The 21,249-nt window shown below is 55.0% G+C and carries 22 protein-coding genes and 1 pseudogene; 8 read left to right on the top strand and 15 right to left on the bottom strand.

Annotation, left to right across the window (positions count from 1 at the left end; all coding sequences use genetic code 11):
• Positions 1-63 precede the first annotated feature (63 nt).
• From tatC to NSQ80_RS05295, 5 genes are all read right to left on the bottom strand, one after another.
• Positions 64-822 (bottom strand): twin-arginine translocase subunit TatC, encoded by a 759-nt coding sequence (gene tatC, locus NSQ80_RS05315; RefSeq protein ID WP_260069899.1) that lies wholly within the window; start codon positions 820-822, stop codon positions 64-66.
• Positions 823-929: 107 nt separating this feature from the next.
• Positions 930-1,151: a twin-arginine translocase TatA/TatE family subunit gene (locus NSQ80_RS05310; RefSeq protein ID WP_339301678.1), complete on the bottom strand. Its 222-nt coding sequence runs from the start codon at positions 1,149-1,151 to the stop codon at positions 930-932.
• Positions 1,152-1,315: 164 nt separating this feature from the next.
• Positions 1,316-1,801, bottom strand: coding sequence for a MogA/MoaB family molybdenum cofactor biosynthesis protein (locus NSQ80_RS05305; protein WP_009226288.1), 486 nt, complete (start codon positions 1,799-1,801; stop codon positions 1,316-1,318).
• 134 nt (positions 1,802-1,935) lie between these two features.
• Entirely contained in the window at positions 1,936-2,400 is a 465-nt protein-coding gene (gene moaC / locus NSQ80_RS05300) for a cyclic pyranopterin monophosphate synthase MoaC (protein WP_260069900.1), read from the bottom strand.
• Positions 2,387-3,064, bottom strand: a complete 678-nt coding sequence (locus tag NSQ80_RS05295; RefSeq protein WP_339301674.1) for a 5-formyltetrahydrofolate cyclo-ligase — start codon at positions 3,062-3,064, stop codon at positions 2,387-2,389. The genes moaC and NSQ80_RS05295 overlap by 14 nt, the downstream gene beginning before the upstream one ends.
• Before the next feature lie 264 nt (positions 3,065-3,328).
• Here NSQ80_RS05295 and NSQ80_RS05290 point away from each other — a divergent pair, with 264 nt between their 5' ends.
• From NSQ80_RS05290 to NSQ80_RS05275, 4 genes are all read left to right on the top strand, one after another.
• A complete protein-coding gene (locus NSQ80_RS05290; protein WP_009226285.1) occupies positions 3,329-5,296 on the top strand; it encodes an ABC-F family ATP-binding cassette domain-containing protein in 1,968 nt (655 codons plus the stop codon).
• Positions 5,297-5,844: 548 nt separating this feature from the next.
• A complete protein-coding gene (locus NSQ80_RS05285) occupies positions 5,845-6,726 on the top strand; it encodes a hypothetical protein (protein WP_339301671.1) in 882 nt (293 codons plus the stop codon).
• A 164-nt stretch (positions 6,727-6,890) separates the two neighbouring features.
• Entirely contained in the window at positions 6,891-7,835 is a 945-nt protein-coding gene (gene cysK, locus NSQ80_RS05280) for a cysteine synthase A (protein ID WP_009226283.1), read from the top strand.
• A 50-nt stretch (positions 7,836-7,885) separates the two neighbouring features.
• Positions 7,886-8,236, top strand: coding sequence for a rhodanese-like domain-containing protein (locus NSQ80_RS05275; RefSeq protein WP_036646112.1), 351 nt, complete (start codon positions 7,886-7,888; stop codon positions 8,234-8,236).
• Between the two features lie 199 nt (positions 8,237-8,435).
• On the opposite strand, the pseudogene NSQ80_RS05270 reads toward NSQ80_RS05275, so the two are convergent.
• The 4 genes and pseudogenes from NSQ80_RS05270 to NSQ80_RS05255 all read right to left on the bottom strand — a co-directional run.
• Positions 8,436-8,522, bottom strand: a pseudogene (locus NSQ80_RS05270) (NAD(P)H-dependent oxidoreductase); the annotation flags it as partial.
• Between the two features lie 5 nt (positions 8,523-8,527).
• Positions 8,528-9,334 carry an AAC(3) family N-acetyltransferase gene (locus tag NSQ80_RS05265; RefSeq protein WP_036646140.1) on the bottom strand — a complete coding sequence of 269 codons (807 nt, stop codon included), beginning with the start codon at positions 9,332-9,334 and terminating at the stop codon, positions 8,528-8,530.
• Between the two features lie 29 nt (positions 9,335-9,363).
• Entirely contained in the window at positions 9,364-9,567 is a 204-nt protein-coding gene (locus NSQ80_RS05260) for a hypothetical protein (protein WP_323075941.1), read from the bottom strand.
• A gap of 335 nt (positions 9,568-9,902) precedes the next feature.
• Positions 9,903-10,997 carry a ParM/StbA family protein gene (locus NSQ80_RS05255; RefSeq protein ID WP_157273502.1) on the bottom strand — a complete coding sequence of 365 codons (1,095 nt, stop codon included), beginning with the start codon at positions 10,995-10,997 and terminating at the stop codon, positions 9,903-9,905.
• Between the two features lie 220 nt (positions 10,998-11,217).
• On the opposite strand from NSQ80_RS05255, the gene NSQ80_RS05250 reads away from it, so the two are divergent.
• Positions 11,218-12,237 (top strand): M23 family metallopeptidase, encoded by a 1,020-nt coding sequence (locus tag NSQ80_RS05250; RefSeq protein WP_339301667.1) that lies wholly within the window; start codon positions 11,218-11,220, stop codon positions 12,235-12,237.
• A 3-nt stretch (positions 12,238-12,240) separates the two neighbouring features.
• Positions 12,241-12,720 (top strand): polymer-forming cytoskeletal protein, encoded by a 480-nt coding sequence (locus NSQ80_RS05245; protein WP_339301665.1) that lies wholly within the window; start codon positions 12,241-12,243, stop codon positions 12,718-12,720.
• Positions 12,721-12,814: 94 nt separating this feature from the next.
• Here NSQ80_RS05245 and ltrA read toward each other — a convergent pair whose 3' ends face one another.
• The 5 genes from ltrA to tsaE form a co-directional block, all read right to left on the bottom strand.
• Entirely contained in the window at positions 12,815-14,233 is a 1,419-nt protein-coding gene (gene ltrA, locus NSQ80_RS05240; RefSeq protein ID WP_339301504.1) for a group II intron reverse transcriptase/maturase, read from the bottom strand.
• A 466-nt stretch (positions 14,234-14,699) separates the two neighbouring features.
• Complete coding sequence (tsaD, locus tag NSQ80_RS05235) at positions 14,700-15,740, bottom strand: tRNA (adenosine(37)-N6)-threonylcarbamoyltransferase complex transferase subunit TsaD (protein ID WP_009226276.1); 1,041 nt, start codon at positions 15,738-15,740, stop codon at positions 14,700-14,702.
• The gene (gene rimI / locus NSQ80_RS05230; protein WP_323079036.1) at positions 15,734-16,228 is read right to left on the bottom strand and encodes a ribosomal protein S18-alanine N-acetyltransferase; all 495 of its coding nucleotides are present in this window, start codon (positions 16,226-16,228) and stop codon (positions 15,734-15,736) included. Before rimI ends, tsaD begins: the two co-directional genes overlap by 7 nt.
• Positions 16,229-16,246: 18 nt before the next feature.
• Positions 16,247-17,131 (bottom strand): tRNA (adenosine(37)-N6)-threonylcarbamoyltransferase complex dimerization subunit type 1 TsaB, encoded by an 885-nt coding sequence (tsaB, locus tag NSQ80_RS05225; protein ID WP_339301663.1) that lies wholly within the window; start codon positions 17,129-17,131, stop codon positions 16,247-16,249.
• Positions 17,128-17,628 carry a tRNA (adenosine(37)-N6)-threonylcarbamoyltransferase complex ATPase subunit type 1 TsaE gene (tsaE, locus tag NSQ80_RS05220; protein WP_009226272.1) on the bottom strand — a complete coding sequence of 167 codons (501 nt, stop codon included), beginning with the start codon at positions 17,626-17,628 and terminating at the stop codon, positions 17,128-17,130. Before tsaE ends, tsaB begins: the two co-directional genes overlap by 4 nt.
• 488 nt (positions 17,629-18,116) lie before the next feature.
• Here tsaE and NSQ80_RS05215 point away from each other — a divergent pair, with 488 nt between their 5' ends.
• The gene (locus NSQ80_RS05215) at positions 18,117-19,091 is read left to right on the top strand and encodes a Ku protein (protein ID WP_009226271.1); all 975 of its coding nucleotides are present in this window, start codon (positions 18,117-18,119) and stop codon (positions 19,089-19,091) included.
• A 46-nt stretch (positions 19,092-19,137) separates the two neighbouring features.
• On the opposite strand, the gene NSQ80_RS05210 is transcribed toward NSQ80_RS05215, so the two are convergent.
• The gene (locus tag NSQ80_RS05210) at positions 19,138-20,085 is read right to left on the bottom strand and encodes a DNA ligase (RefSeq protein WP_339301661.1); all 948 of its coding nucleotides are present in this window, start codon (positions 20,083-20,085) and stop codon (positions 19,138-19,140) included.
• Positions 20,086-20,313: 228 nt separating this feature from the next.
• On the opposite strand from NSQ80_RS05210, the gene ligD reads away from it, so the two are divergent.
• Positions 20,314-21,213, top strand: a complete 900-nt coding sequence (gene ligD / locus NSQ80_RS05205) for a non-homologous end-joining DNA ligase (protein WP_339301659.1) — start codon at positions 20,314-20,316, stop codon at positions 21,211-21,213.
• Positions 21,214-21,249 lie beyond the last annotated feature (36 nt).

The raw sequence follows: 21,249 nt of genomic DNA, 5'->3' as shown, positions 1-21,249 counted from the left end.
CAGCGCCAAAGCCTCCAGCGGGCAAAAGAAAAACGCGCCCCGCTTACGCGAAGGCGCGTTCTCTCATTTATAGATTTCCGCCCGTACCGCATCCACCGCCTGCTGCTTCGCATAAACCCGCTTGGACAAGAGCACGCTCAGCTCGTAAAGCAGAATGAGCGGGATCAGCACCAGGAAGGCGGAGAACAAGTCCGCCGGCGTGATCATCACCGAGATGACCACCAGCGCGAAATACGCGACCCGGCGCATCTTCTTCAGCCGAAGCGGCGTTAAGATTCGCAGCTGCGTTAGAAACAAAATGATCAACGGCAGCTCGAACAACAACGAAATCGGCAACACGATGTTGGTCAGAAATTTGAAATAGTCAGCCATTCCGTAGGTCTCGACGAGTCCCAGCTCCTTGTTCAGCGAACCGGTAAACGTCATCGCCAGCGGGAACACCACGTAATAACCAAAGGCTAGGCCCGCCAGGAAAAAGACGAACACATAAGGGATGTACTTCGCGGTCGCTCTGCGTTCCTGGGGCTTCAGGCCAGGGCTGACAAACGCCCACACCTGGTATAACGTAAAGGGCAGCGTGATCCCAAATGCAACCAGCATCGCAATTTTCATATACACGCCAACGCCGTCCCAGAACGAAAAAGCGTTTAATTCGATGGTCACGCCGGATATGGCGTTTCTCGTCAAAAAGTGGTAGATCGGATCGACGACGAAAAATGCCGCCACCAGCACCACGACAAACACGATGCAAACCGCTACCAATCGCCGACGCAGTTCTGTCAAATGATCTACGAGACTTTGCGCTTTGTCTTTCTCCGACATCTCAGGTTCTCCTTTCCCCGCCGGGCTTCCCGTCCCATCTCAAGCAAAATCCCTCCGCTAAGGAAGGGATCAAGGTTACGCCTATGCAACTGACTTGCTGCTCCCGGTTATTCGGGAAGACGGCGGTCGTCCGGTTTGGGGCCCTCTGCCTGCGGTTGCGGTGCGGGTTCCGCTCTTCTGGCTTCCGGCCGATCATCCACAATATCCCGGGTCGCCTCTTTGAATTCACGGAACGTGCGTCCAACCGCCCGCCCCAGATCAGGTAATTTATTTGGACCAAATAGCAGCAACGCCGCGATCACAATCAACAAAAATCCGCCTGCGCTCATGGGTAATTCTCCTTTCGTTACGGCATAGAAATCGACAAGGTCTTCCGATAAAATCACTCGCCCACATCATACCATAACGAATATCACAGTTACAGTCTATTTCTTTAACAACTTCGCGAAGTAGTAGAAAAATAAAGCCCGTAAATGTGTAAACGAAAATCGAATTATAAACGGAATTGCCCCGTCACCATCAGCAACGCTTCCGGCAGTTGATCCATGATCGCTGCCAAATTTTCGTGCACGCCTTTGGGCGTTCCCGGCAAATTCACGATCAGCGTCCGTCCGCGAATGCCGACGATTCCCCGAAACAGCATCGCCGCAGGGTTCTTCTGCATCAACCGGTACCTCATGGCCTCCGCCATCCCGGGCACTTCACGTTCGATCACCCGCCTTGTGGCTTCCGGCGTCACGTCCCGAATCGCCAGCTCCGTCCCCCCCGTTGTCAGCACCAAATCAGCGTGAAAATAATCGGTCATTTCAATCAGTGCGGCGATAATTTCATCCGGTTCATCGGGGACGATCCGATATTCCACGATCTCGCCGCCCAATTCCTCCTCCACCAGCTCACGGATTACTTGGGCGCTCGTATCTTCACGTTCTCCCCTTGCTCCTTTGTCGCTGGCGGTAAGGATCGCTGTTTTCCAAACCATGAAGTCACCCTCCTCATCCATATAGGAACTCCCTTTGAAGTCCAACGTAATGCCGGATCATGTCGATTCATGCTGATTTCCAACTGCAAACTATCTTCTTTATCTATATCAAAATCCAGCAGCCGCCGCAAATATTACGAACGCACGTAATCCCCGCTTTTGCCGCCTGACTTCGAGCGCAGCAGCGTCGGACCGATGACCATGTCCTTTTGCAGCGCTTTGCACATGTCATACACGGTCAGCGCCGCGGCAGACACTGCGGTGAGCGCCTCCATCTCCACGCCGGTTTTACCTTCCGTCTTCACCGTGGCTTCAATATACAGCTCGTCCCGGCCGTTATCGTCAAACGTAATGTTGACGCCGGTGAGCGCAAGCGGGTGACACATCGGAATCCAATCGGACGTCCGCTTGGCCCCTTGAATCCCCGCGACCTGGGCTACGGCCAGCACATCCCCTTTGCCGATCCGCCCTTCCTTAATTGCCTCGAGGGTTGATGGAAGCATGGAGATTTTCGTCTCCGCCACGGCTTCGCGGACGGTCGCCGATTTCCCGGAAATGTCCACCATGCGGGCGCGTCCTTGTTCATTAAAATGCGTCATGCCTTGCCCTGATTCCGAGTTTGCCAAGCTTATCACTACTTTCCTTCATATATATCGTTCCTTTTGCCGTAAACAGCAGATCCAAACGGAAGTCATGCGATTCCATCGGAATCGCCTCCGGCAGGATCAGCTCCTCCAAGGCGAGGGCGCCTAGGACGACCTGACTTAAGCCGCCGCTGCGACGGGACAATTCGTCGATCAGGCGATCGTAATACCCGCCGCCAAATCCAATGCGCCCCCCCTTCGGGTCAAAAGCCAGCCCCGGAACCACAATGACGTCGATCTCGGGGTAGCGCTCGGGAGGCCAAATGGCCGTATGCGCTGCCGGCTCCAGAATTCCCCAGGTGCCAGGTACTAAGTCAGCCATCCCCGTCAACTCATGCAAGGTTAGGCTCCGCTGTGCACCAATCTTCGGCACAAGCAACCGGTCCCCTTGGGCCTGGCAGCTGGCCAGTAAAGGCCGAGTATCCGGCTCGTCCCGGAAAGAAACATAGCAGAACACGTTCAGCTTCCCGCCGCGCCGTGCCCGCAAGGGCTTTAGCACCTCCAGCTCCGCGATCCGGCTGGCAGCCAGTGATTGTTCTGACCGGGAAGCGTCCGGGATTTGAGCGCGAACCGCCAGCATTTGCTGGCGCAGCTCCTTTTTGGCATCCGCTGGCTCCATGTGTAACCTCCCTTTCCGTTCCCGGCTCACGTTAGCCGGCCCTCGTTCAAGAGGCTTGGACGAACCCGGCTGATCTCTTCCTTAGTGTATCATTGTTATATCAAAATGAAAACTAAAGCATCCACTTTGCAAAAGCTGAACTTTCAAGCAATCAGCGATGCATTTCGCGTTGGTTTCATGTACACTGAAGGTACGTGTTTCACCGAATCTGTTCTATTTATCATGCACAGACTGCAAATCTTTTTTTGGAGGATCGAAACCGTTATGCTGCTTCAAGCTTCGAACATTACGAAATTGTACGGCGTGACCCCCGTGCTGGAAGGCATTAACCTGCAGGTGCTCGAACGGGACCGGATCGGTCTCGTAGGCGTCAACGGCGCGGGCAAATCGACGTTTCTGCAAATTTTGGCGGGCGAACTCTCTTATGACGGAGGACAAATTTTCAAAGCCAAAGAGACAACGATCGGGTACTTGGCGCAAAACAGCGGATTGCAATCGGACCGCACCATCTGGGAAGAGATGCTGGCCGTGTTCGCCCCGCTGATCGAAACGGAACGCGAGCTGCGCCGGATGGAGGAGCAGATTGCCGATCCGGAACTGGCCCGGGATGAGAAAGCGCACCAGGAATTGCTCGACCGCTATGCGCTGAAATCCGATTGGTTCAAAGACCACGGCGGCTATGAAATGGAAACCCGCATCCGGATGGTGCTGCACGGCATGGGATTTGGCGATTTTGCGCCGGACACCCCTATCGCAACGTTAAGCGGCGGGCAGAAGACCCGGCTCGCTCTTGCCCGGATTTTGCTCCAAGCTCCTGACCTGCTAATGCTGGACGAACCAACCAACCATCTCGATATCGAAACGTTAACCTGGCTCGAGGATTATTTGCGCAATTATTCCGGCGCCCTGCTGGTCGTTTCGCATGACCGCTATTTCTTAGACCGGCTTGTCACGGCTATCGTAGAGATTGAACGCCATCAATCGCGCCGCTACACGGGCAACTACAGCCGGTATATCGAGCTGAAGGCGGCGGAATACGAAAGCCAGCTGAAGCAATATGAGAAACAGCAGGATGAAATCGCCCGGATGGAGGCATTTATTCAGAAGAACATCGTTCGGGCTTCCACAACGAAGCGGGCGCAAAGCCGGCGCAAAGCGTTGGAGAAGATGGAAATCCTGGACCGACCGCTCGGCGATCCGAAACGCGCAAGCTTCTCCTTCGAGGCCGAAGTGATGACCGGCAAGGAAGTGCTGCACGTCAACAGCCTGTCCTACGCGTTTGCGGACAAATCCAAACCGTTATTCCAAAACGTTAACTTCGACCTGTACCGCGGTGAAACGGTTGCCTTGATCGGACCTAACGGGATCGGGAAGTCGACTTTACTGAAAATCCTGACCGGCGAGTTGCAGCCAACGGATGGGACCATCACCTGGGGAGCTAAGGTCAAGATCGGTTATTACGACCAGGAACAAACGCATCTGAACCCGGCCAACACCGTGCTGGAGGAAGTGTGGGGCGCATTTCCCCACATCGAAGAAGCCCGGATTCGCAGCGTACTGGGCAATTTCCTGTTCAGCGGCGACGACGTGCTCAAGAAGGTAGCGGCGTTAAGCGGCGGTGAGAAAGCTCGGGTTGCGCTGGCCAAGCTGATGCTGTTAAAGGCCAACGTGCTGATCCTGGACGAACCGACCAACCATTTGGACCTATTCAGTAAGGAAGTGCTGGAGTCCGCATTAATCGAATACGACGGGACGCTGCTGTTCATTTCCCATGACCGTTACTTCCTGAACAAGATGGCCGAGCGGATTGTCGAACTGCATCCGAACGGTGCAGAACATTTCTTGGGTAATTATGATGATTATTTGGCAAAAAAACAGGAGCTTGCCGAACTCGCCGCCGATCAGACGAACGCCGGGACCGCGAAAGCATCCGTAAATTCCGCTCAAAAACAAGCCGAGCCGGAGGCACCTGCCGCCAAGTCCGGCGCCGCTTCCTATGAAGCCGATAAGCAGGCCAAACGGGAGGAGCGAAACCGCCAACGCCGCATCGAGCAGCTGGAGGCGCTGATCTCCAAGCTGGAGGAAGAAATCGCCGAGCTCGAAAACGAACTGGCCCTCCCCGAGGTGTATCAGGATTATACGGCGGTTCAAGAACGGCAAGACGGGATCGACCGTAGGAAAGAACAGCTCTCCTCCGCCTATGAAGAATGGGAAGCGCTGGCCGAGGGGTAAGGTCACAATTTTTTAAACAATTGTTCATTTTTTCTCGTTCAAGTTATTCACAACTTTATCCCCATTATGCAGAATCAACAAAACTTCAAGACGGCCCGCTGGGCCGTTTTTTCGCGGGGATATCGTCGTTTTTTGTCGCATGCTAGTTTTATCCACTAAATTATTCACAATATCCACAGTTTTCTGAAAACACAACAAATCATTTTCTGAAACCTGCTCAATTCACTGGTACACCAAGCTTTCATCCTTTTTTCACAAAGATAGCTAACAAGTTGTGGATAAGCTTGTCCACAACTTGACAAAACTTTCGTCTTAGGTCTATCTCCTCAACTTTCTCCAAGCTGATGTTTTGCTTCACAACCATCCCAAGCTTCTGATGCTTCCTTCCCATTTTTCTTCCATTTCGTGATGATCTCTCAGCTGCGCCTCTTGAAACCATTCGAAATGCCTATTGCCCTGCGTATTTTAAAATCTTTATGATCTCTAGTAGAGTTGCGGCCGAAAAAACACATTCGCCGTCAAATATTCACCGAAAAGGAGAGAATGGAATGAAATTTGTCAAATGCGCTTCAATCGCCGCACTGGGCGTCAGCCTCATCTTTGTGGGAGGATGCCAAATGCTTGGCACATCCAAAGGCGCTTCTTCCACGACTTCCCCTTTTACGGAATCCAAGCTGCCTGGCGGAGGTCTGGCCCTTCCGGAAAACGAACGGCTCCATCTGTCAACGAATAAGCAATGGATCGAAAGTGAAGGCCATCTGTCCGACCTGATCCGTCTGCAATGGACAGGAGACCGCGCCAAACCGGCAATCGCTTGGGCCGATGAGCAAGGCAAAGACAAAACGGCGATTATCTCGCATGATAAAGCGAACAATCCGGAACAACATGATCATAAGCATATTTCGATCGAAACCACGATGTCGCCGACTGGGGAATATAAGGATCAGCTGTTTACCCGCCTGGAAATCCCTTATGATACCGACGTCGCAGAGATTCGCACCCATTCGTCCAACTTCAACGTCATGGACGGCATTTTGCGGGTAGCTGGCGAAGGTAATCGGGATGTACAATTCGCCGTCACCGGCAAGGATAATGCCACGGCTCCGCTCTGGAGCCTGCGCGCCAACAGCGCTGAGCTCAGCGGCAACAACGCCGGAGCGGATTTTAACCTGATCCGTTATTCGGATAAAGGAGAAGCGATCGACAGTGCGCTTACGGTCAAACGCGAGAACGGCCAAGTTGGTATCGGCACAGAGGATCCGCAAAGTGCACTGGATATCCAGGGGGACGGCATCCGTATTCGCGAGTCCCGCACGCCGGCTTCCTCCAAGGCTCCAGGGAACCCCGGAGATATCGCCTGGGATGAGAACTATATTTACGTCTGCGTTGCGAAAGACACCTGGAAACGGACCGCTTTATCCACTTGGTAACGCAAAGGTCTGAAAATCCAGCTCGATCCTATTCTGCCGGGCCCCACGCGTTGGGTTGCCCGGCTTTATTCTGCTCTCCAAGGGGCGCTTGCTTGAAACCATAAGAGGTTCCCGAGTAGAATAATAAAATAACTTTAAATTTAAGAGAGAGGGGCCAAACCGCCATGACTCGTAAAACGGTCCGTAACGTCACCGACTTGATCGGCGAGACTCCGGTCGTCAAATTAAACCGGCTCGTCTCACCGCAGGATGCGGACGTATACGTCAAGCTGGAGTTTGCCAATCCAAGCGGAAGCGTCAAGGACCGGGCGGCTGCCCACATGCTCAGGACGGCCGAACAAGCAGGTCTGCTCACTCCCGGCGCCACGATCATCGAGCCGACCAGCGGGAATACGGGCATTGGGCTGGCTATGAACGCCGCAGCCAAAGGGTATCGGATCATTCTGGTCATGCCGGACAACATGACGAAGGAACGGATTCGCCTGCTGCAGGCTTACGGAGCTGAAGTCGTGTTGACGCCTGCAGCGCAGCGGATGCCCGGTGCGATCGCCAAAGCCAAAGAACTGCTGGCCCAAATCCCCGGCAGCTTTATGCCGCAGCAGTTCCAGAACCCTGCGAATCCGGAAATTCACCGGCTTACCACCGGGCCGGAGATCGTGCAGCAAATGGAAGGCCGGCTCGACGGGTTTGTCGCAACGGCTGGCACGGGCGGCACGATTACCGGGACCGGGGAATATTTGCGAAGTAAGATCCCAAACCTCCATATCACCGTTGTTGAGCCGCAAGGCTCGCCAGTGCTGTCCGGCGGAGAGCCGGGGCCGCACAAGCTGGTGGGAACCAGCCCCGGGTTTATCCCGCCGGTGCTGAATACCGCCATCTATGACGAGATCGTCCAAGTCAGCGATGAAGATGCACTGGAGACGACGCGGCGCTTGGCCGCTCGCGAGGGCATCTTAGTTGGGCCGTCGTCCGGAGCTTCGGTGTGGGCAGGAATCCAATTAGCCAGACGGTTAGGCCCTGGCAAACGCGTATTATGCATCGCACCGGATACCGGGGAGAGATACTTGAGCATGGGGATTTTTAACGAGCCGACAGGCGCCGAAGGTTAAACGAAAGAAGTAATCTACTATCCTACTCTATGGAAAAGAGGACTGATACCATGCCCCAAATGATCGGAGGCATCTCCCATATCGATAAGGACGAACTGCACGCCTTGCTTCAGGATCCCGCCAACGAAACGATCGTAATCGACGTGCGCGAGCCGTTTGAATACGAAGCCGGTCATATTCCCGGGATTCCATTAATCCCAATGGGTGAAATTCCGGACCGGCTGGATGAGCTCGATCCGAAGCAGGAATATGTGTTTGTGTGCCGCAGCGGTTCACGCAGCTACGAGGTAGCTCGTTACTTGCAGGCGCAGGGCTTTGAACGTGTTCACAATTTTCTGGGCGGGATGCTTGGTTGGGACCTTGAGGTCGAGTACGGATTCGACGAGGATGCAGCACGTTAACCGCAGAATCCAGCGGAACATCATCATCGAGCAATACAATAGGGACAGTCCCGAGAGAGCTTCCAAGCTCTACGAGGCTGTCCCTTTATTTTAGAATCAATGGACGAGTACGGCTCTTGGCGACCGGATAAATTCCACATCCTTTTCTGCTTCATGTGCCAGATCCGCCTCACTCGCATGTTTGACACTGTAAGCAACGAAAGCCGAAAGTCAGGACATCGTCAAACCACTTCTTCAGCAGAGGTGGGCAGCTATACCAATAAAATGGGAACTGGAACACAATCCGGTATCCTATGAAACCCGGTGGCGCTCCAACCATCCTACCGCATAATCTACCAATTCCCGTTGGGGCATCAGCAGCGCGGTGGCCCCGGCTACTTGTCCCTGCTTCACCAACCCGGTGTCCCGCGCAAAGTCGGCGCCCAGCCGCTCAAAATCCTCTGAATCGTACTCCAGCTCGGTAAACTCTACCCAACGTCTTTCCCCATTCACCAGCAACGGCGCCTTGGCCGTGTAGGTCTGCTTCCCTGGATAGTTCGCCCGGCACTCCGCCAAATGGATCGACGTATTGTTCTCGTGCCCTACTCCAAGCAGCAAAACCTCTCCGCGCAGCTCGTAAATCCGCGCGAGCGGCGAGCGCTCACCCAGCCCGAACTCCAAGCCGTGATCTGCCGTGATCTTCAGGGCCTCTCGGCCTCTGGCTGCAAACGACACCTGCGGATGACCGCTGCGAATCGTGCCCTTCTGCCGGCGAAACGTGTCTGGGATGACGCCCATATACCATAGCGGGGTCAGGTCAGGATCGTAGGCCGGCATCTGCTCGCGAATCGTATCCCACCACGCCTGAGGCACCGGCGGATTCTGCCAGCGGGCCGGATCCCCAAGGTCGCTCGAATGGGTTGGCATCACCAAGGTGCCTTGCTCGCCCAGCGCCGCCTCCAAAGCAAGGACGACCGCCGCAGGACCGCCGCACACCCACTTTCCTAACGCTTTAAACGAGGAATGGACGAGCAGCGTAACTCCTTCCTTCACGCCTAGAGCCCTCAAATCCGCCTGCATCGTCTCCACCGTGTACAATTCCCCTTGAATTTCCTCCATCATGTTTCATCTCTCCTATATTGCTCTACTCAGCGAACGACGACGGCAAGCCGTCCAGGCTGACGGGCTGCCGTTTCGTTCGCGCTGCCTGTCAAATCCAAGTAAGCAACCTCGTTAGGCAACAGAATCCGAAGCGCATCTTCCCCTCTGGGCGACAGATTAACATGCCCCTCGGCACTTAGCGGTGCTGAGACCACAAAAAAGAGATGCTGCCGGCGAATAAAACGCTTCATGCTCCGGCAACAACGAATCAAACATTTTCCCCATTGTGATCCCTCCATCAGGACTCTTGTGTATATCCAAACCAGCTGGCAGCTCATATTGAATGAGATGGATGAGATGGGCTGGTTTCGCAGCTCTCGTCGACACCGGGACGATCCCGCGGTCCACGGGGCAATCAGCCGACACGCGAATAAAGGTATTTTAGTAGCTCACGGCTCCCAGCCTCCTTCGGTTTTTCCTTATTATACCTGAAGGATTAAATTTAAAGAATATCACCGGTTCCAGGAGCTTCAAAATCAAAAAAAATCCGGCGGTACACACACCGCCGGGACAATGACTAGGAGTTTTACGCCGGGTTAGGTTGTTGCCCTGCCTTGTTCTTGGCCAGCTTCAAGTAACCCTGCACGTTCAGAATCTCGCTATTCTCTTCAAACCGCAAACGCATCGGGCCAGCCGCTTCGATCAGGTACGATTTCAGGGCTGCCGCGCCGCCGCCAAGCACGTAGAAGCATTCGATATCGGGGTATTTCTTCCACCGCTTGCGGATCAGATCGACCAGCTTCTGGGCCGCCCGGCTAAAATACATGTCAACAATTGGCCGGATGTCCGCTTGTCCTTCCCCTACTCTTTGAATGATGAACTCACGGTTGCGGATGCGCCCGATCAGCTTCGTACGGCTCGGGAAGCGATAACCGAACTGATCCTCAACATCGCGGATAATCGAATCCAGATATGTAGCGAGGCCAAACTGCTCACCGGTACTGAACTGATTATCGATATTCATCCGCTTCACCACCGGGAAATCGGTGGTCAAGGCGCCGATCTCGCAAATCCCGATGCAGCCGTTATGCAGTTCTTCGTTCCGTACTTGTAGCGTATCGTTTGTGGCCAAATGGAACAGGGCAGCCGCCCCCTCGACCGAAACGATCGTACGGCGGATGTTAATGCGCACCGTACGCCCGCGCAGCTCCGGCGTGGACAGGAACGTCACTTCGTGCTCCCCGGTTAACCGCTCCTCGAACGCTTTGTGAAAGGCCACATAAGTGCGTACCGGCAACCCGGTACCAAGAATGTATTCCACCTCTTCGATCCCGGTTCCCGTGGTCGGATAGGTTTGTCCGGCAAGGGCCGCATAGGCTAACGCCGTCAGCGCCACGACCAGAGACTGATCGCTGGTCGCTTTGTTGTCCGTTTCCTCCAGTTCGGAGTTGTCCTGGTCCTCCATCGCTAATAGGCCTACGAAATACCGCTGGTTATTTCTCTTTAATTTAGGGCTATAGACTCGAACATCCAGCGCCTTCAGCGGAGAGTCCTCTTCTTGCAGCACATGTCTATCATATCCGGGAGAAACGATACTCGGAATAATGATCGGTCGTTGCGAACCGTCAACTACTACCTTAACGCTGTCATTGCCAACGTCGATTCCGGCAATTCTGATCATAATTACCTCCTCACATCTAGGAAATAAGACATTTCCAATCATTTCTCATTTCGCTTCCCTTCGACAAATTCCTGCTTTACCCGTGAAAATAGTTACAAAATTTTTTTAAATGAAAAAGGGATTTGCCACAATTTGCCGAAATAGTTGTATTGGCATTAGAAAGATATGATCTTGGTCCTACATAATGACAGGCTCAACTCAAGATGATCAGGAGGAAGAAATGAAGTTTCGATTCAAAAAAAACGTGAACCGGCGCTACACACTGCTCATTGTACCGGAAGGTACCAGCCCCGTGTTCCGTTTAAAATTTCGCTTTTTCTACTTATTGGCCATTCTGGTCGCTGCAGCTGCGCTGCTCACTTCGGTATTGGTCCTATATGCGATGAACCGCACCCACACGAACCGGATTGGGACGCTTGAAGCCCAGCTGTCGGATTCGTCGAACCAGTTCAGGAACACCGTCGTCAACAAGGAGCAGGAGATTGACCGGCTGTTAAATGAGCTGATGGAACTGTCGGAAAAATCGAAAACGATCGAATCGAAAATGAGCGAACTGGAGCAATTGGAAGCCGAGCTTCAATCGCTAACGAACGGTGGGGCCGGCAAAGCGAAGGACAAAACAGCAGCCGCTACCAGCACTCCGGCGAAGGCCTACCTCGCTGACGAAGGCGGAGTTGGCGGAGAATCGATTCCGCTGACCGATCAGGACATCGCGAATTTGGTTCAGGAGACGAAGGAGAGCATTACTACCTCGCTGAAGGAGATGCCCGGTTTACAGCAGCGGCTGGAGCAGACCAAAGTGGCCGTCGAGGAATACAAGGCGCTGATGGCGATCTTGCCAACCTATTGGCCTACAGATTCCACCCGGGTCACTTCCGATTACGGTGAACGGGAAGATCCATTTACCGGGCGGTTAACGAAGCATGCCGGAATGGATATCGGGGGGAGCATCGGCGACCCCATTTATGCTGCAGCCAACGGCAAGGTCATCGAAACCGGACGCACCAGCGCTCGCGGCAACTATGTCACGATTTCCCATCCCTCGGGATTGAAAACGAACTATATGCATTTGAGCAAAATTTTGACCAAGGTTGGCGCCACCGTCAAACAAGGCGAGATCATTGCGGAGCTAGGCTCCACCGGCCGCAGCACCGGACCCCATCTGCACTTTGAGGTCGTCAAGAACGGCAGTACGGTCGATCCGGCCAATTACCTTAGAAAACCCGGAGAGGAAGAGTGATCCATGAAATTAAGGAATAATGCAAAATCCGTGAAGCTGGACCCGAACACGACAGATACTTTGATCGGGGAAGGCAGCATTTTTGAAGGAAAAATCCGCTCGGACGCCGGCGTGCGCATCGAAGGGCAAATCACCGGCGACATCGAATGCGAAGGCGATGTGACGGTTGGGGAGAAGGGCGTGGTCCATTCTAATATTTTGGCCCGCAATATCATCATCGCCGGCACCGTCAACGGCAACGTTCATGCGAAAAACAAGCTATCGATCACATCCAAAGGCAAGCTGTTCGGGAACATGGTCGCCTCTTCCCTTTCCATTGAAGAAGGCAGCGTGTTTGAAGGGACCAGTAAAATGGGCGGAGCCGACAAGGTCGACAACGAGGCATTGAAAGAAACTGCGGCTGCAGTTGCTGCTTCCGACACAACCCCTCCTGCCAAAAATATCGCCAAGCAGGAAAACGACGACGTTTATAAAACCTGGTGATACCAGGAATCGAAATCGGGTAGGAGGCTACCCATTAATTGGGCAGCCGACCTCCCACACCACCGTACGTACCGTTCGGTATACGGCGGTTCCATTAGGAATGCGCAGTAACTTGTCGATAATAATCAGAAAAGAAAAGGAATCCGAGGTTCTTCAGCCTATTGTTACCGAGGGACTTCGAGAGGATTGGGCTATTGGAGATTCTCCAATAGCCCTTTCTTGTGTTTGCGTATTCCCACGCCTTCTGTTCATGAATTCCGAGCGATATAAGCCTTTCGAGTTTCGTCCTCACTCGTTTCCATTGCTTCCAGAAGACCATTCGGATACGCCTTCTCATCCATTTATCAGTGGTTTGGAGTAGTTGTTTCATGTCAGCAAGCTTGAAATAATTTACCCATCCCATGATGTAACGCCTAAGCTTCAGCGCCCGGTCGGTGTTGCCCATTCCGTTGCTTCTCGACGTTAGCTCTTTCACTTTAGCTTTCATCTTGGATACGGATTTGGGATGGATTCTGACCCGCGTTTCCCCTTTGCTCTGGTAGAATGAGAAGCCAAGAAATTTAACTTTTGTCGCATCGTCCACGATCGTTTTCTCCCGGTTTACCTTGAGAAACAACTTCTTCTCGATGTAAGGGAGAATTTTCGTCAGGGTACGCTCCGCACTCCTCCTGCTCCGGCAGAATATGAGCATATCGTCTGCGTATCCCACGAATCGATGTCCTCTTGCTTCCAGTTCCTTGTCCAATTCATTCAGCATGATATTGCTGAGAATCGGACTTAGGTTCCCTCCCTGCGGTACGCCGATTTCCGTGTCCTCAAACTTATGCTTCACGACGACTCCCGCCCGGAGATACTTATGGATGAGCGAGATCACTCGTCCGTCTTTGATCGTTCTTGAAAGCACTTCGATGAGCTTGCTTTGGTTGACGGTGTCAAAGTATTTCTCCAAGTCCATATCCACCACGTAACGATATCCCTCTTGCACGTATTGTTGGCTTCGTTTCATCGCGTGGTGTGCGCTCCGTTTGGGTCGGAATCCGTAGCTGTTGTCTGAAAACTGCCTCTCATAAATTGGCGTAAGCACTTGGGCGATTGCCTGCTGGATGACTCGGTCAACCACTGTTGGAATGCCAAGGTTTCTCTTCTTTCCGTTCTCTTTGGGAATCTCTACCCTTCGAACGGGATTCGGGCGGTACTTGCCGCCCAAGATCAGTTGCTTGATGGTCTCGCCATTGTCTCTGAGATATTGTAGAAGTTCATCTACTCCCATCCCGTCGATTCCGTGCGATCCCTTGTTCGCTTTGACTCTCTTGAATGCTTCGTTCAAGTTGTCCCTGCTAACGATTTTCTCAAGCAACCGGTCCTTCGACTCGGTTGCGTTGGTGTCGTCGGTTTCGGTTATCCTCGCAGGACTGTGCACTCCCGCATATCCTTCGTGTTCCGCACTATTCTTTTGCAGAGAGTCTTCCGTTGGAAGTTGGCTGCCCTTGGCTCCTGTTTCGGTAACTTTCATTGACTTCACCTCCTAAGGTTCAGCCCTTCCCTCGAACCGTCGACTGTTCGCAGTACTATGGCGTCTGCTGACTTCTCATGATAAATCTTGTTTCAACCGTGATTCGAAGTGCATCTCCTCACGTCCATGAGACCTCCCACGGTAAGACGATTCACTTTCCTTCCATATACCCACATCATTTACATTGGTACGTCCGTGTAGTTAATTGGACTTCGTCTTGTTTAGCAGACTCATCCCGTATCCTATGCCTGATGATGTTCGTGTTCCTTGGGCCGGAAGTTTGCCTCCAGCTTCCTTTGGATTCCACCTCGCGGTGGACACCCTTGCTCTTGGCTAGTGGTTGGTAACTACAAACCCCCACAGTGGACTTTCACCACCTAGTTAATCGCCATGCGTGGCACACTAAGAAAAAAGGCCGGACAGTTTGTCCGGCCTTTTGTTTTGGGCGATGGGCCCGATTTGAACCTTAACCCTGGCCGACAGACCAGCCCTCCAGCGAAAGGGAAGGCTCGGCTTTCAGCTCCAGGTCGGAAAATTCACCGCTGCGCCATTTCAAATAGGCGGCTGCGCCAATCATCGCGGCGTTGTCGGTGCAATACTTCAGCGAAGGAATCAACAAGGCGATGCCTTCGCGCTCACAGCGCTCGGTCAACGCCGCGCGCAGCCCGCGATTGGCAGCGACGCCCCCGCAAAGCAACAGCTGGCGGGAGCCGGTTGCCTTGACGGCGCGGACCGCTTTTTCCACCAGCACTTCGATCACCGACTCTTGGAACCCGCGGGCAATCGCCGCTTGGTAGCCGTCCTCGCCGCGCATCTTGTGCTGGTTCACCGCGTTTAGTACAGCCGATTTGAGTCCGCTTAAGCTGAAGTCGTAAGAGTCCGGCTCCAGCCAAGCCCGAGGCAGCTCCTCTGCTTCCTCCGCCTCTGCAGCGAGCTTGTCCACGAAGGGGCCTCCGGGATAGGGGAAGCCCAACGCCCGGGCCACCTTGTCATAAGCCTCGCCAACGGCATCATCGCGCGTCCGTCCAAGCAGGCGGAAGCTTCCTTCCCGCTCCATCAGCACCAGCTCCGTATGACCGCCCGAGACAACCAGCGCCATGGACGGATACAACATCTCCGCCTCCAAGCGATTGGCGTAGATGTGACCGGCGATATGATGAACGCCAATCAGCGGCTTGTCCAATGCGAAAGCAAGGCTCTTGGCCGCCATAATGCCGACGAGCAGCGCGCCAACCAAGCCGGGCCCTTCCGTCACGGCGATCGCTGACAGCGATTCCGGCGCAATTCCCGCCTCCTGCACCGCTTCCTCCAGCATCCGCGTAATGCTCTCGACATGCTTGCGCGAAGCGACCTCCGGCACCACGCCGCCAAACGCCCGGTGCGTTTCGATCTGGCTGGCGATGAGGTTGGACAGAACCTCCGTCCCGTTCTTCACCACGGCGGCCGAGGTTTCGTCACAACTCGTTTCCACCGCCAAAATATACACATCTTGCTCTTGCTTTACCACGAACCTTCGCTTCCTTCCCCGGTTTCCGACTGCGACCTTGGCAGCTCGCACCACATTATGATTGCATCTTCATGATTATCGGAATAATACCCTTTTCGCACGCCTGCCGGGGTAAAGCCCATTTTCTCATAAAGCGTGCGGGCAACGATATTGGACACCCGCACCTCCAGCGTCATCCGGACCATCCCCAGCTCAATGGCCCAGTCCATCATCCGACGCAGCAGTTTCTCCCCGAGATGACGGCCGCGATAAGCGGTACGAACAGCAATGTTCGTGACATGGGCCTCATCGAGGATCGTCCACATCCCGGCATACCCAATCGGTTCGCCGCGATATTCCATGATTTGATACCGTGCAAAATGGTTATGTGTTAACTCGTTGCGGAACGCTTCCTCACTCCACGGGAGCGTAAACGATTCATGCTCGATCACCATGACGGCCGGTAGATCCGCCAGCGTCATGTTGCGAAATACGATATCTTGTTCCAGCTTCGCCGCCCCCTCGCCTTAAGCGTTCCGCAGCCGTTTGGCTTCGGCTTCGGCCAGCTGCGTATAGTTCGGCTCCAGCGCATGTACGTCGTCCGCCGGCAGCACGGTGCGCGCCACGCCGGCGATGCCGACCCATGCGCCCTCCAGCTCGTAGGGCACGAGCTGGACGAGCTCGCCGAAGGCGGCGATCAGCGGCGCGATCGCCGCCTCATGCTTCTCGGTCTCGCCCACGAACCAGAGGCGGGCCGGCCGTTCCTCTGCGGGCAGCTGCTCCAGCTGCCGCTTCAGCTCGTCGGCCCACCCGTCCATGAGCCGGATCGCGTCGGGTTCGAGACGCTCCGGCAGACCGCCCGGCGCTGGTGCAGCGAACAGCGCCGAATAGGCCTGGCCGCGCCGCGCGTCGATCAGCGGCGCGATCCAGTGGCTGCCGGCGACGGTGGGGGCGGATTCGCCCCCGGCATCGCCGCCGGCAGCCAGCGCCGGCCGTGCTGGGCCGGCCGGCGCGCCCCGCCGCGCGGCGAGCTCGCCCAGCGCGGCGGCGTCTTGCCCGCTGGCGCTGGCCCAACCGCCCAGCGCCAAGGCGGCCAGGCTCGAGACGCCGTAGACCGGCAGCCGTAACGACCACGCCAAGGTTTTGGCGGTCGTGACGGCAATCCGGATCCCGGTGTAGGAGCCTGGCCCCACCCCGACGGCGATCCCGTCCAGATCCTGCTTGGCGAGCCCCGCCGCCTTCAGGCAATCTCCGATCGCCGTGACCAAATATGCCGAATGGTTCCGTTCGGCATGGATCGTTCGCTCGGCCAGCACGCAGCCGCCCTCCATCACCGCCACCGCCAACGAAGAAGTGGCGGTGTCCAACGCTAACAGCCGCTGCGATGGCCGTATATTTTCATGTTCGTTCATGGCTCGGATACTCCAATCTCTTTCAGGGCCGGCCCCCATTGCTCATAGGTTGCCCCCTGCACGTTGATATGCATACGCCGCCCCGTGGCCGACACCGTCTCGATGTACATCCGCAGCACGTCCTCCGGGAGCAGTTCCTCAATCAAGCTGGCCCACTCCACCAGCGTCACGCCATTGCCGTAGAAATACTCGTCCAGCCCCAGCTCATCCGCCTCATCCAGCGACAGCCGATAGACGTCCATATGATAAAAAGGCAGCCTGCCCTCATACTCCTTAATTAAAGTAAAGGTCGGACTGTTCACGGTGTCCTTCACGCCGAGGTGCTTCGCGAACAGCTGGGAAAACGCCGTTTTGCCCGCGCCAAGATCCCCGTCCAGGGCGATCACCGTTCCCGGCTGTGCCAGCTTCGCCAACGCCTCCGCCAGCCGCTCCGTCCCCTGCAGATCCTCGGCTTCGTATACCCACCGCGCTGAGGTGCTGCCATTGTTTTGATCCATGCTCACTTTAGCTTACCACCTTTATCACGTTCCAACGAAATCGCCATTCCTTCGAGCACCTAAGCTGCCTAAGCTGACCCAAGAGCTGCCCCAAGCTCACCCCAGCTCCGCTAACGGACCGAGATGACCTTAACCACTGATTTCCCGGACATTTCCCGTGCTAACGGACTCAGGAGACGTTATTCCAACGTTTTGGAAGAATAAGCAGCCCAAATCCGGTAAATAAGGTCTTTCTTGTCCGTTAAATTCCAGAATTCCGTCCTGCAGGCAAATAGCGTCATTGGTGTCCGTTACAGTTCATGTCTCAAATCCTTGCTAGGCCTGTCCTCATTATATCGGTCCGCCGCACCCCCCGCAACCGCAGAGCACCGGAACGAAAGATTCACTAACCCTGCGTAAATAGAAAATAGATTTCAAACCATACTACGGAATAACAGCAATTTCGTAAGCGAGGATTTGAAGGAAGCGCATAGAAAGGGGTTTACACCATGCATACCGTCTGGAAAGGAGCGATCAGCTTCGGGCTGGTCCATGTGCCGGTCAAAATGTTTTCGGCCACCGAAGACAAGGACATCTCCATGAAATACATTCATAAAGTGTGCGGCAGCCCGATTTCGTATGTACGGCGTTGTCCGGCGTGCGACGTTGACGTGAATTGGGAAGACATTTCGCGCGGTTACGAATACGAGAAGGGCAAGTACGTCCTTTTTGAAAAAGAGGAACTGGAGCAGCTGTCCGCCCACGCTGAAAAAACGATCAACATCATCGATTTCGTGGATTTGAAGGAGATTGATCCGATTTATTTTCAGAAGACGTATTATCTGGCGCCGGACCAAGCCGGAGGGAACGCCTATCAGCTGCTGCTTGAAGCGATGCGTGAAACAGGAAAAATCGGAATCGCCAAAATCGCCATCCGCTCCAAAAGCAGCTTGGCCGCCATCCGCGTAATGGAGGGATGCTTGGCCATCGAAACGATCTTTTATCCGGACGAAATCCGTCCGATCTCCCAAGTGCCTAACTTACCGGAGAACATTCAAGTGAACGACAAAGAGTTGACGATGGCAAAAATGCTGATCGAGCAGCTGTCCACCCCGTTTGAGCCGGAGAAATACACCGACGACTACCGCGAGGGGTTACTGCATCTGATCGAGCAAAAAGTGGCCGGCGAGGAAATCAGTCTGGCACCGGCCAAACCGGAGACCAACGTCATCGACCTGATGGCGGCGCTGCAGGCAAGCATCGAGGCGGTGAGGCCGGTCGCGACCGATCCGGGTCCCGCCGCCGCTGCTCCGGCAAAGCGCACACGCAAGCCGGCCGCCAAAAAAGCAAAGACCGAGCCGGAAACCAAGCCTGCCGCAGGAAAGGCCAAAAAGGCCGGCACAGACAACGAAACCGTAACGCCAACCGTGGCGGTGAAGCCGAAGCCCAAACGCCGCACCACCACCAAGCCGGAGGCGAAATAGACCGAAGGCCGTCACCGTCACCACCTGTTGGTTCACCGGCCAGACGCTACATGCTTTGCTCCATATTACAAGCCTCGGGCGGGACATTCGCCCACCCTTGGATGATCGGGTGGCGCATCGTGCCGCCGGGCGTCCACTCCATGAACTGCACCTTTACAGTCAGGGCCGGCTGAATCCAGACGGCCCCTTTGATGCGTTCAGGGACGTTGGCAAACGGACGCTTGGGGATGATCAATGGCTTCACGTTTTCGGTCAGGTCGCGCCAATCCGCCACCTTCCATTTGCCACTGCCGGCATGGCCGATGTAGATAAACCGACCCTCCGGGTCGTACAAGCCCAGTAAAATGGCGTTCACCCCACCGTCGCGATATGTCACCCCGCCGATGGCGGCATACAGGTCGCGGGCCAGCTTCTTCTTAACCCAGCGGGCATCCTTGCCTCCAAATGCATAGGTGCTGTCGAGCCGCTTCGAGACAATCCCTTCCCAGCCCCGTTGCTTCATCAAGTCGAATAACAGTTCTCCGTCCGCCACATTGGGGACAATCTGCACCCGCTCGGAGGGGATCACCAGCTCCTGCAACAGCTGCTGGCGATTCGCTAACGGCTCTCCGTTCACCCACTTGCCATCATAGTGCAAGATGTCAAAGATCATATAGATCGCAGGAATCCGTTGGGCTGCAAAGCGAATTTCCTGCTCCCGCCGCAAGCTGTCCCGCCGCATAATCTCGTGAAACGACGGCTTGCCGCCCGAGAGGGCAATCATCTCGCCGTCAAGAATCATCGAATGCGCCCGGCAAAACTCATGCGTATCGAGAAACTCCGGGTACTGCAAACTACGATCGTTGCCCTTGCGGTTAATCAGCTTGACCTCGCGGCCGTCATGATAAGTTAACATCCGCACCCCGTCCCACTTGACCTGGGCCACCCATTCTTCGCCTTGCGGAATCGTATCGCTGCGAATCGGTTCAAACGGTGTGATCGGTTTCCATTCCATGCGGCGCTCTCCACCTCCCCAGCTCCAATGTGCACAATCCTTGTCTTTACCTTCTCCAACCCCGAACCTCCGCTTGTTCCCCAGTTTGCCCCTGCCTCTCTTGAACCATTCCGGGCGTTAGTTCGCTCATAGTTTCCCCGTCCCCAGGCAAGCCTAGAACCAACAACCCTAAGCAGGGCGAACATCTTTCATCCGATTTTCATCCGATTTCAGCAAGGAGGAACCGTCATGCCCCGAACAATTAAAGGAACGATCACCGTCGAAGGTGAAGAGATTTCCGTCTCCAACCCGGATAAGCTGTTATGGCCCGAAGCCGGCATCACCAAGCGGATGTATTTGGAGAAGCTGGCCGAGCTGTCGCCTTACCTGCTGAAATATTGCCGCAACCGGCTGCTGACCACGATTCGTTATCCCGGCGGGATTCACGGCAAGTTTTTTTACCAGAAAAATGCCCCCGAACCGCTGCCGCCCTTCGTCCGCACCGCCGTTCACGAGAACATCAATTATGTCGTGCTTGACCGGCTGCCGGTGCTGCTGTGGCTCGGCAACCTGGCTTGCATCGAATTCCATCCGTCTCTGCATTATGTCGGAGAGGAGTTGCCGTGCGAATGGATGATTGACCTGGACCCCACGCTGGAGGACGAGCCGCGAATTATGGAGGCGGCCGCTTTGGTCGGGGAGATTTTGGCCTCGCTCGGCTTGCAATCCGTGCCGAAGACGTCCGGCGCTACCGGCGTGCAGATCATCGTGCCAATCGAATACGGCATCACCTTCGACGAGCTGCGGATGGTTGGACATTTCGTCGCCCGTTACGTCACCGAAAAACACCCCAACCTATTTACCATCGAACGGCTAAAAAAAGACCGCGGCGACAAAATCTACTTCGACTACTTGCAGCATTACGGCGGCAAGACGCTGGCCGCCCCCTATACCCCGCGCGCCCGGGCAGCCGCCAGCGTGTCGACCCCGCTGACCTGGGATGAGGTACGGCGGAACCCCAAGCCTGCGGATTTTAACCTGCTGAATATCGGTCAACGACTGAAGGAACGGGGAGATTTGCTCGAGACCGTCCCTCCCCAGTCCCTCAAGCTGATCTTGCAGCATTTAAAATCCCCCGGCCGGTCTTAAACAAGGGAAGCCTTCGCTGCACAACGACAACGGCTG

Source organism: Paenibacillus sp. FSL K6-2441, from assembly GCF_037964765.1.
Lineage (GTDB): Bacteria > Bacillota > Bacilli > Paenibacillales > Paenibacillaceae > Fontibacillus > Fontibacillus phoenicis.
This window is presented reverse-complemented; position numbering and strand designations above follow the sequence as displayed.

Bases quoted from the DNA above. Each gene is read 5' to 3' on its own strand.
- tatC (WP_260069899.1), bottom strand. From the start codon at position 822: ATGTCGGAGAAAGACAAAGCGCAAAGTCTCGTAGATCATTTGACAGAA.
- NSQ80_RS05310 (WP_339301678.1), bottom strand. From the start codon at position 1,151: ATGAGCGCAGGCGGATTTTTGTTGATTGTGATCGCGGCGTTGCTGCTA.
- NSQ80_RS05305 (WP_009226288.1), bottom strand. From the start codon at position 1,801: ATGGTTTGGAAAACAGCGATCCTTACCGCCAGCGACAAAGGAGCAAGG.
- moaC (WP_260069900.1), bottom strand. From the start codon at position 2,400: ATGACGCATTTTAATGAACAAGGACGCGCCCGCATGGTGGACATTTCC.
- NSQ80_RS05295 (WP_339301674.1), bottom strand. From the start codon at position 3,064: ATGGAGCCAGCGGATGCCAAAAAGGAGCTGCGCCAGCAAATGCTGGCG.
- NSQ80_RS05290 (WP_009226285.1), top strand. From the start codon at position 3,329: ATGCTGCTTCAAGCTTCGAACATTACGAAATTGTACGGCGTGACCCCC.
- NSQ80_RS05285 (WP_339301671.1), top strand. From the start codon at position 5,845: ATGAAATTTGTCAAATGCGCTTCAATCGCCGCACTGGGCGTCAGCCTC.
- cysK (WP_009226283.1), top strand. From the start codon at position 6,891: ATGACTCGTAAAACGGTCCGTAACGTCACCGACTTGATCGGCGAGACT.
- NSQ80_RS05275 (WP_036646112.1), top strand. From the start codon at position 7,886: ATGCCCCAAATGATCGGAGGCATCTCCCATATCGATAAGGACGAACTG.
- NSQ80_RS05265 (WP_036646140.1), bottom strand. From the start codon at position 9,334: ATGGAGGAAATTCAAGGGGAATTGTACACGGTGGAGACGATGCAGGCG.
- NSQ80_RS05260 (WP_323075941.1), bottom strand. From the start codon at position 9,567: ATGAAGCGTTTTATTCGCCGGCAGCATCTCTTTTTTGTGGTCTCAGCA.
- NSQ80_RS05255 (WP_157273502.1), bottom strand. From the start codon at position 10,997: ATGATCAGAATTGCCGGAATCGACGTTGGCAATGACAGCGTTAAGGTA.
- NSQ80_RS05250 (WP_339301667.1), top strand. From the start codon at position 11,218: ATGAAGTTTCGATTCAAAAAAAACGTGAACCGGCGCTACACACTGCTC.
- NSQ80_RS05245 (WP_339301665.1), top strand. From the start codon at position 12,241: ATGAAATTAAGGAATAATGCAAAATCCGTGAAGCTGGACCCGAACACG.
- ltrA (WP_339301504.1), bottom strand. From the start codon at position 14,233: ATGAAAGTTACCGAAACAGGAGCCAAGGGCAGCCAACTTCCAACGGAA.
- tsaB (WP_339301663.1), bottom strand. From the start codon at position 17,131: ATGAACGAACATGAAAATATACGGCCATCGCAGCGGCTGTTAGCGTTG.
- tsaE (WP_009226272.1), bottom strand. From the start codon at position 17,628: ATGGATCAAAACAATGGCAGCACCTCAGCGCGGTGGGTATACGAAGCC.
- NSQ80_RS05215 (WP_009226271.1), top strand. From the start codon at position 18,117: ATGCATACCGTCTGGAAAGGAGCGATCAGCTTCGGGCTGGTCCATGTG.
- NSQ80_RS05210 (WP_339301661.1), bottom strand. From the start codon at position 20,085: ATGGAATGGAAACCGATCACACCGTTTGAACCGATTCGCAGCGATACG.
- ligD (WP_339301659.1), top strand. From the start codon at position 20,314: ATGCCCCGAACAATTAAAGGAACGATCACCGTCGAAGGTGAAGAGATT.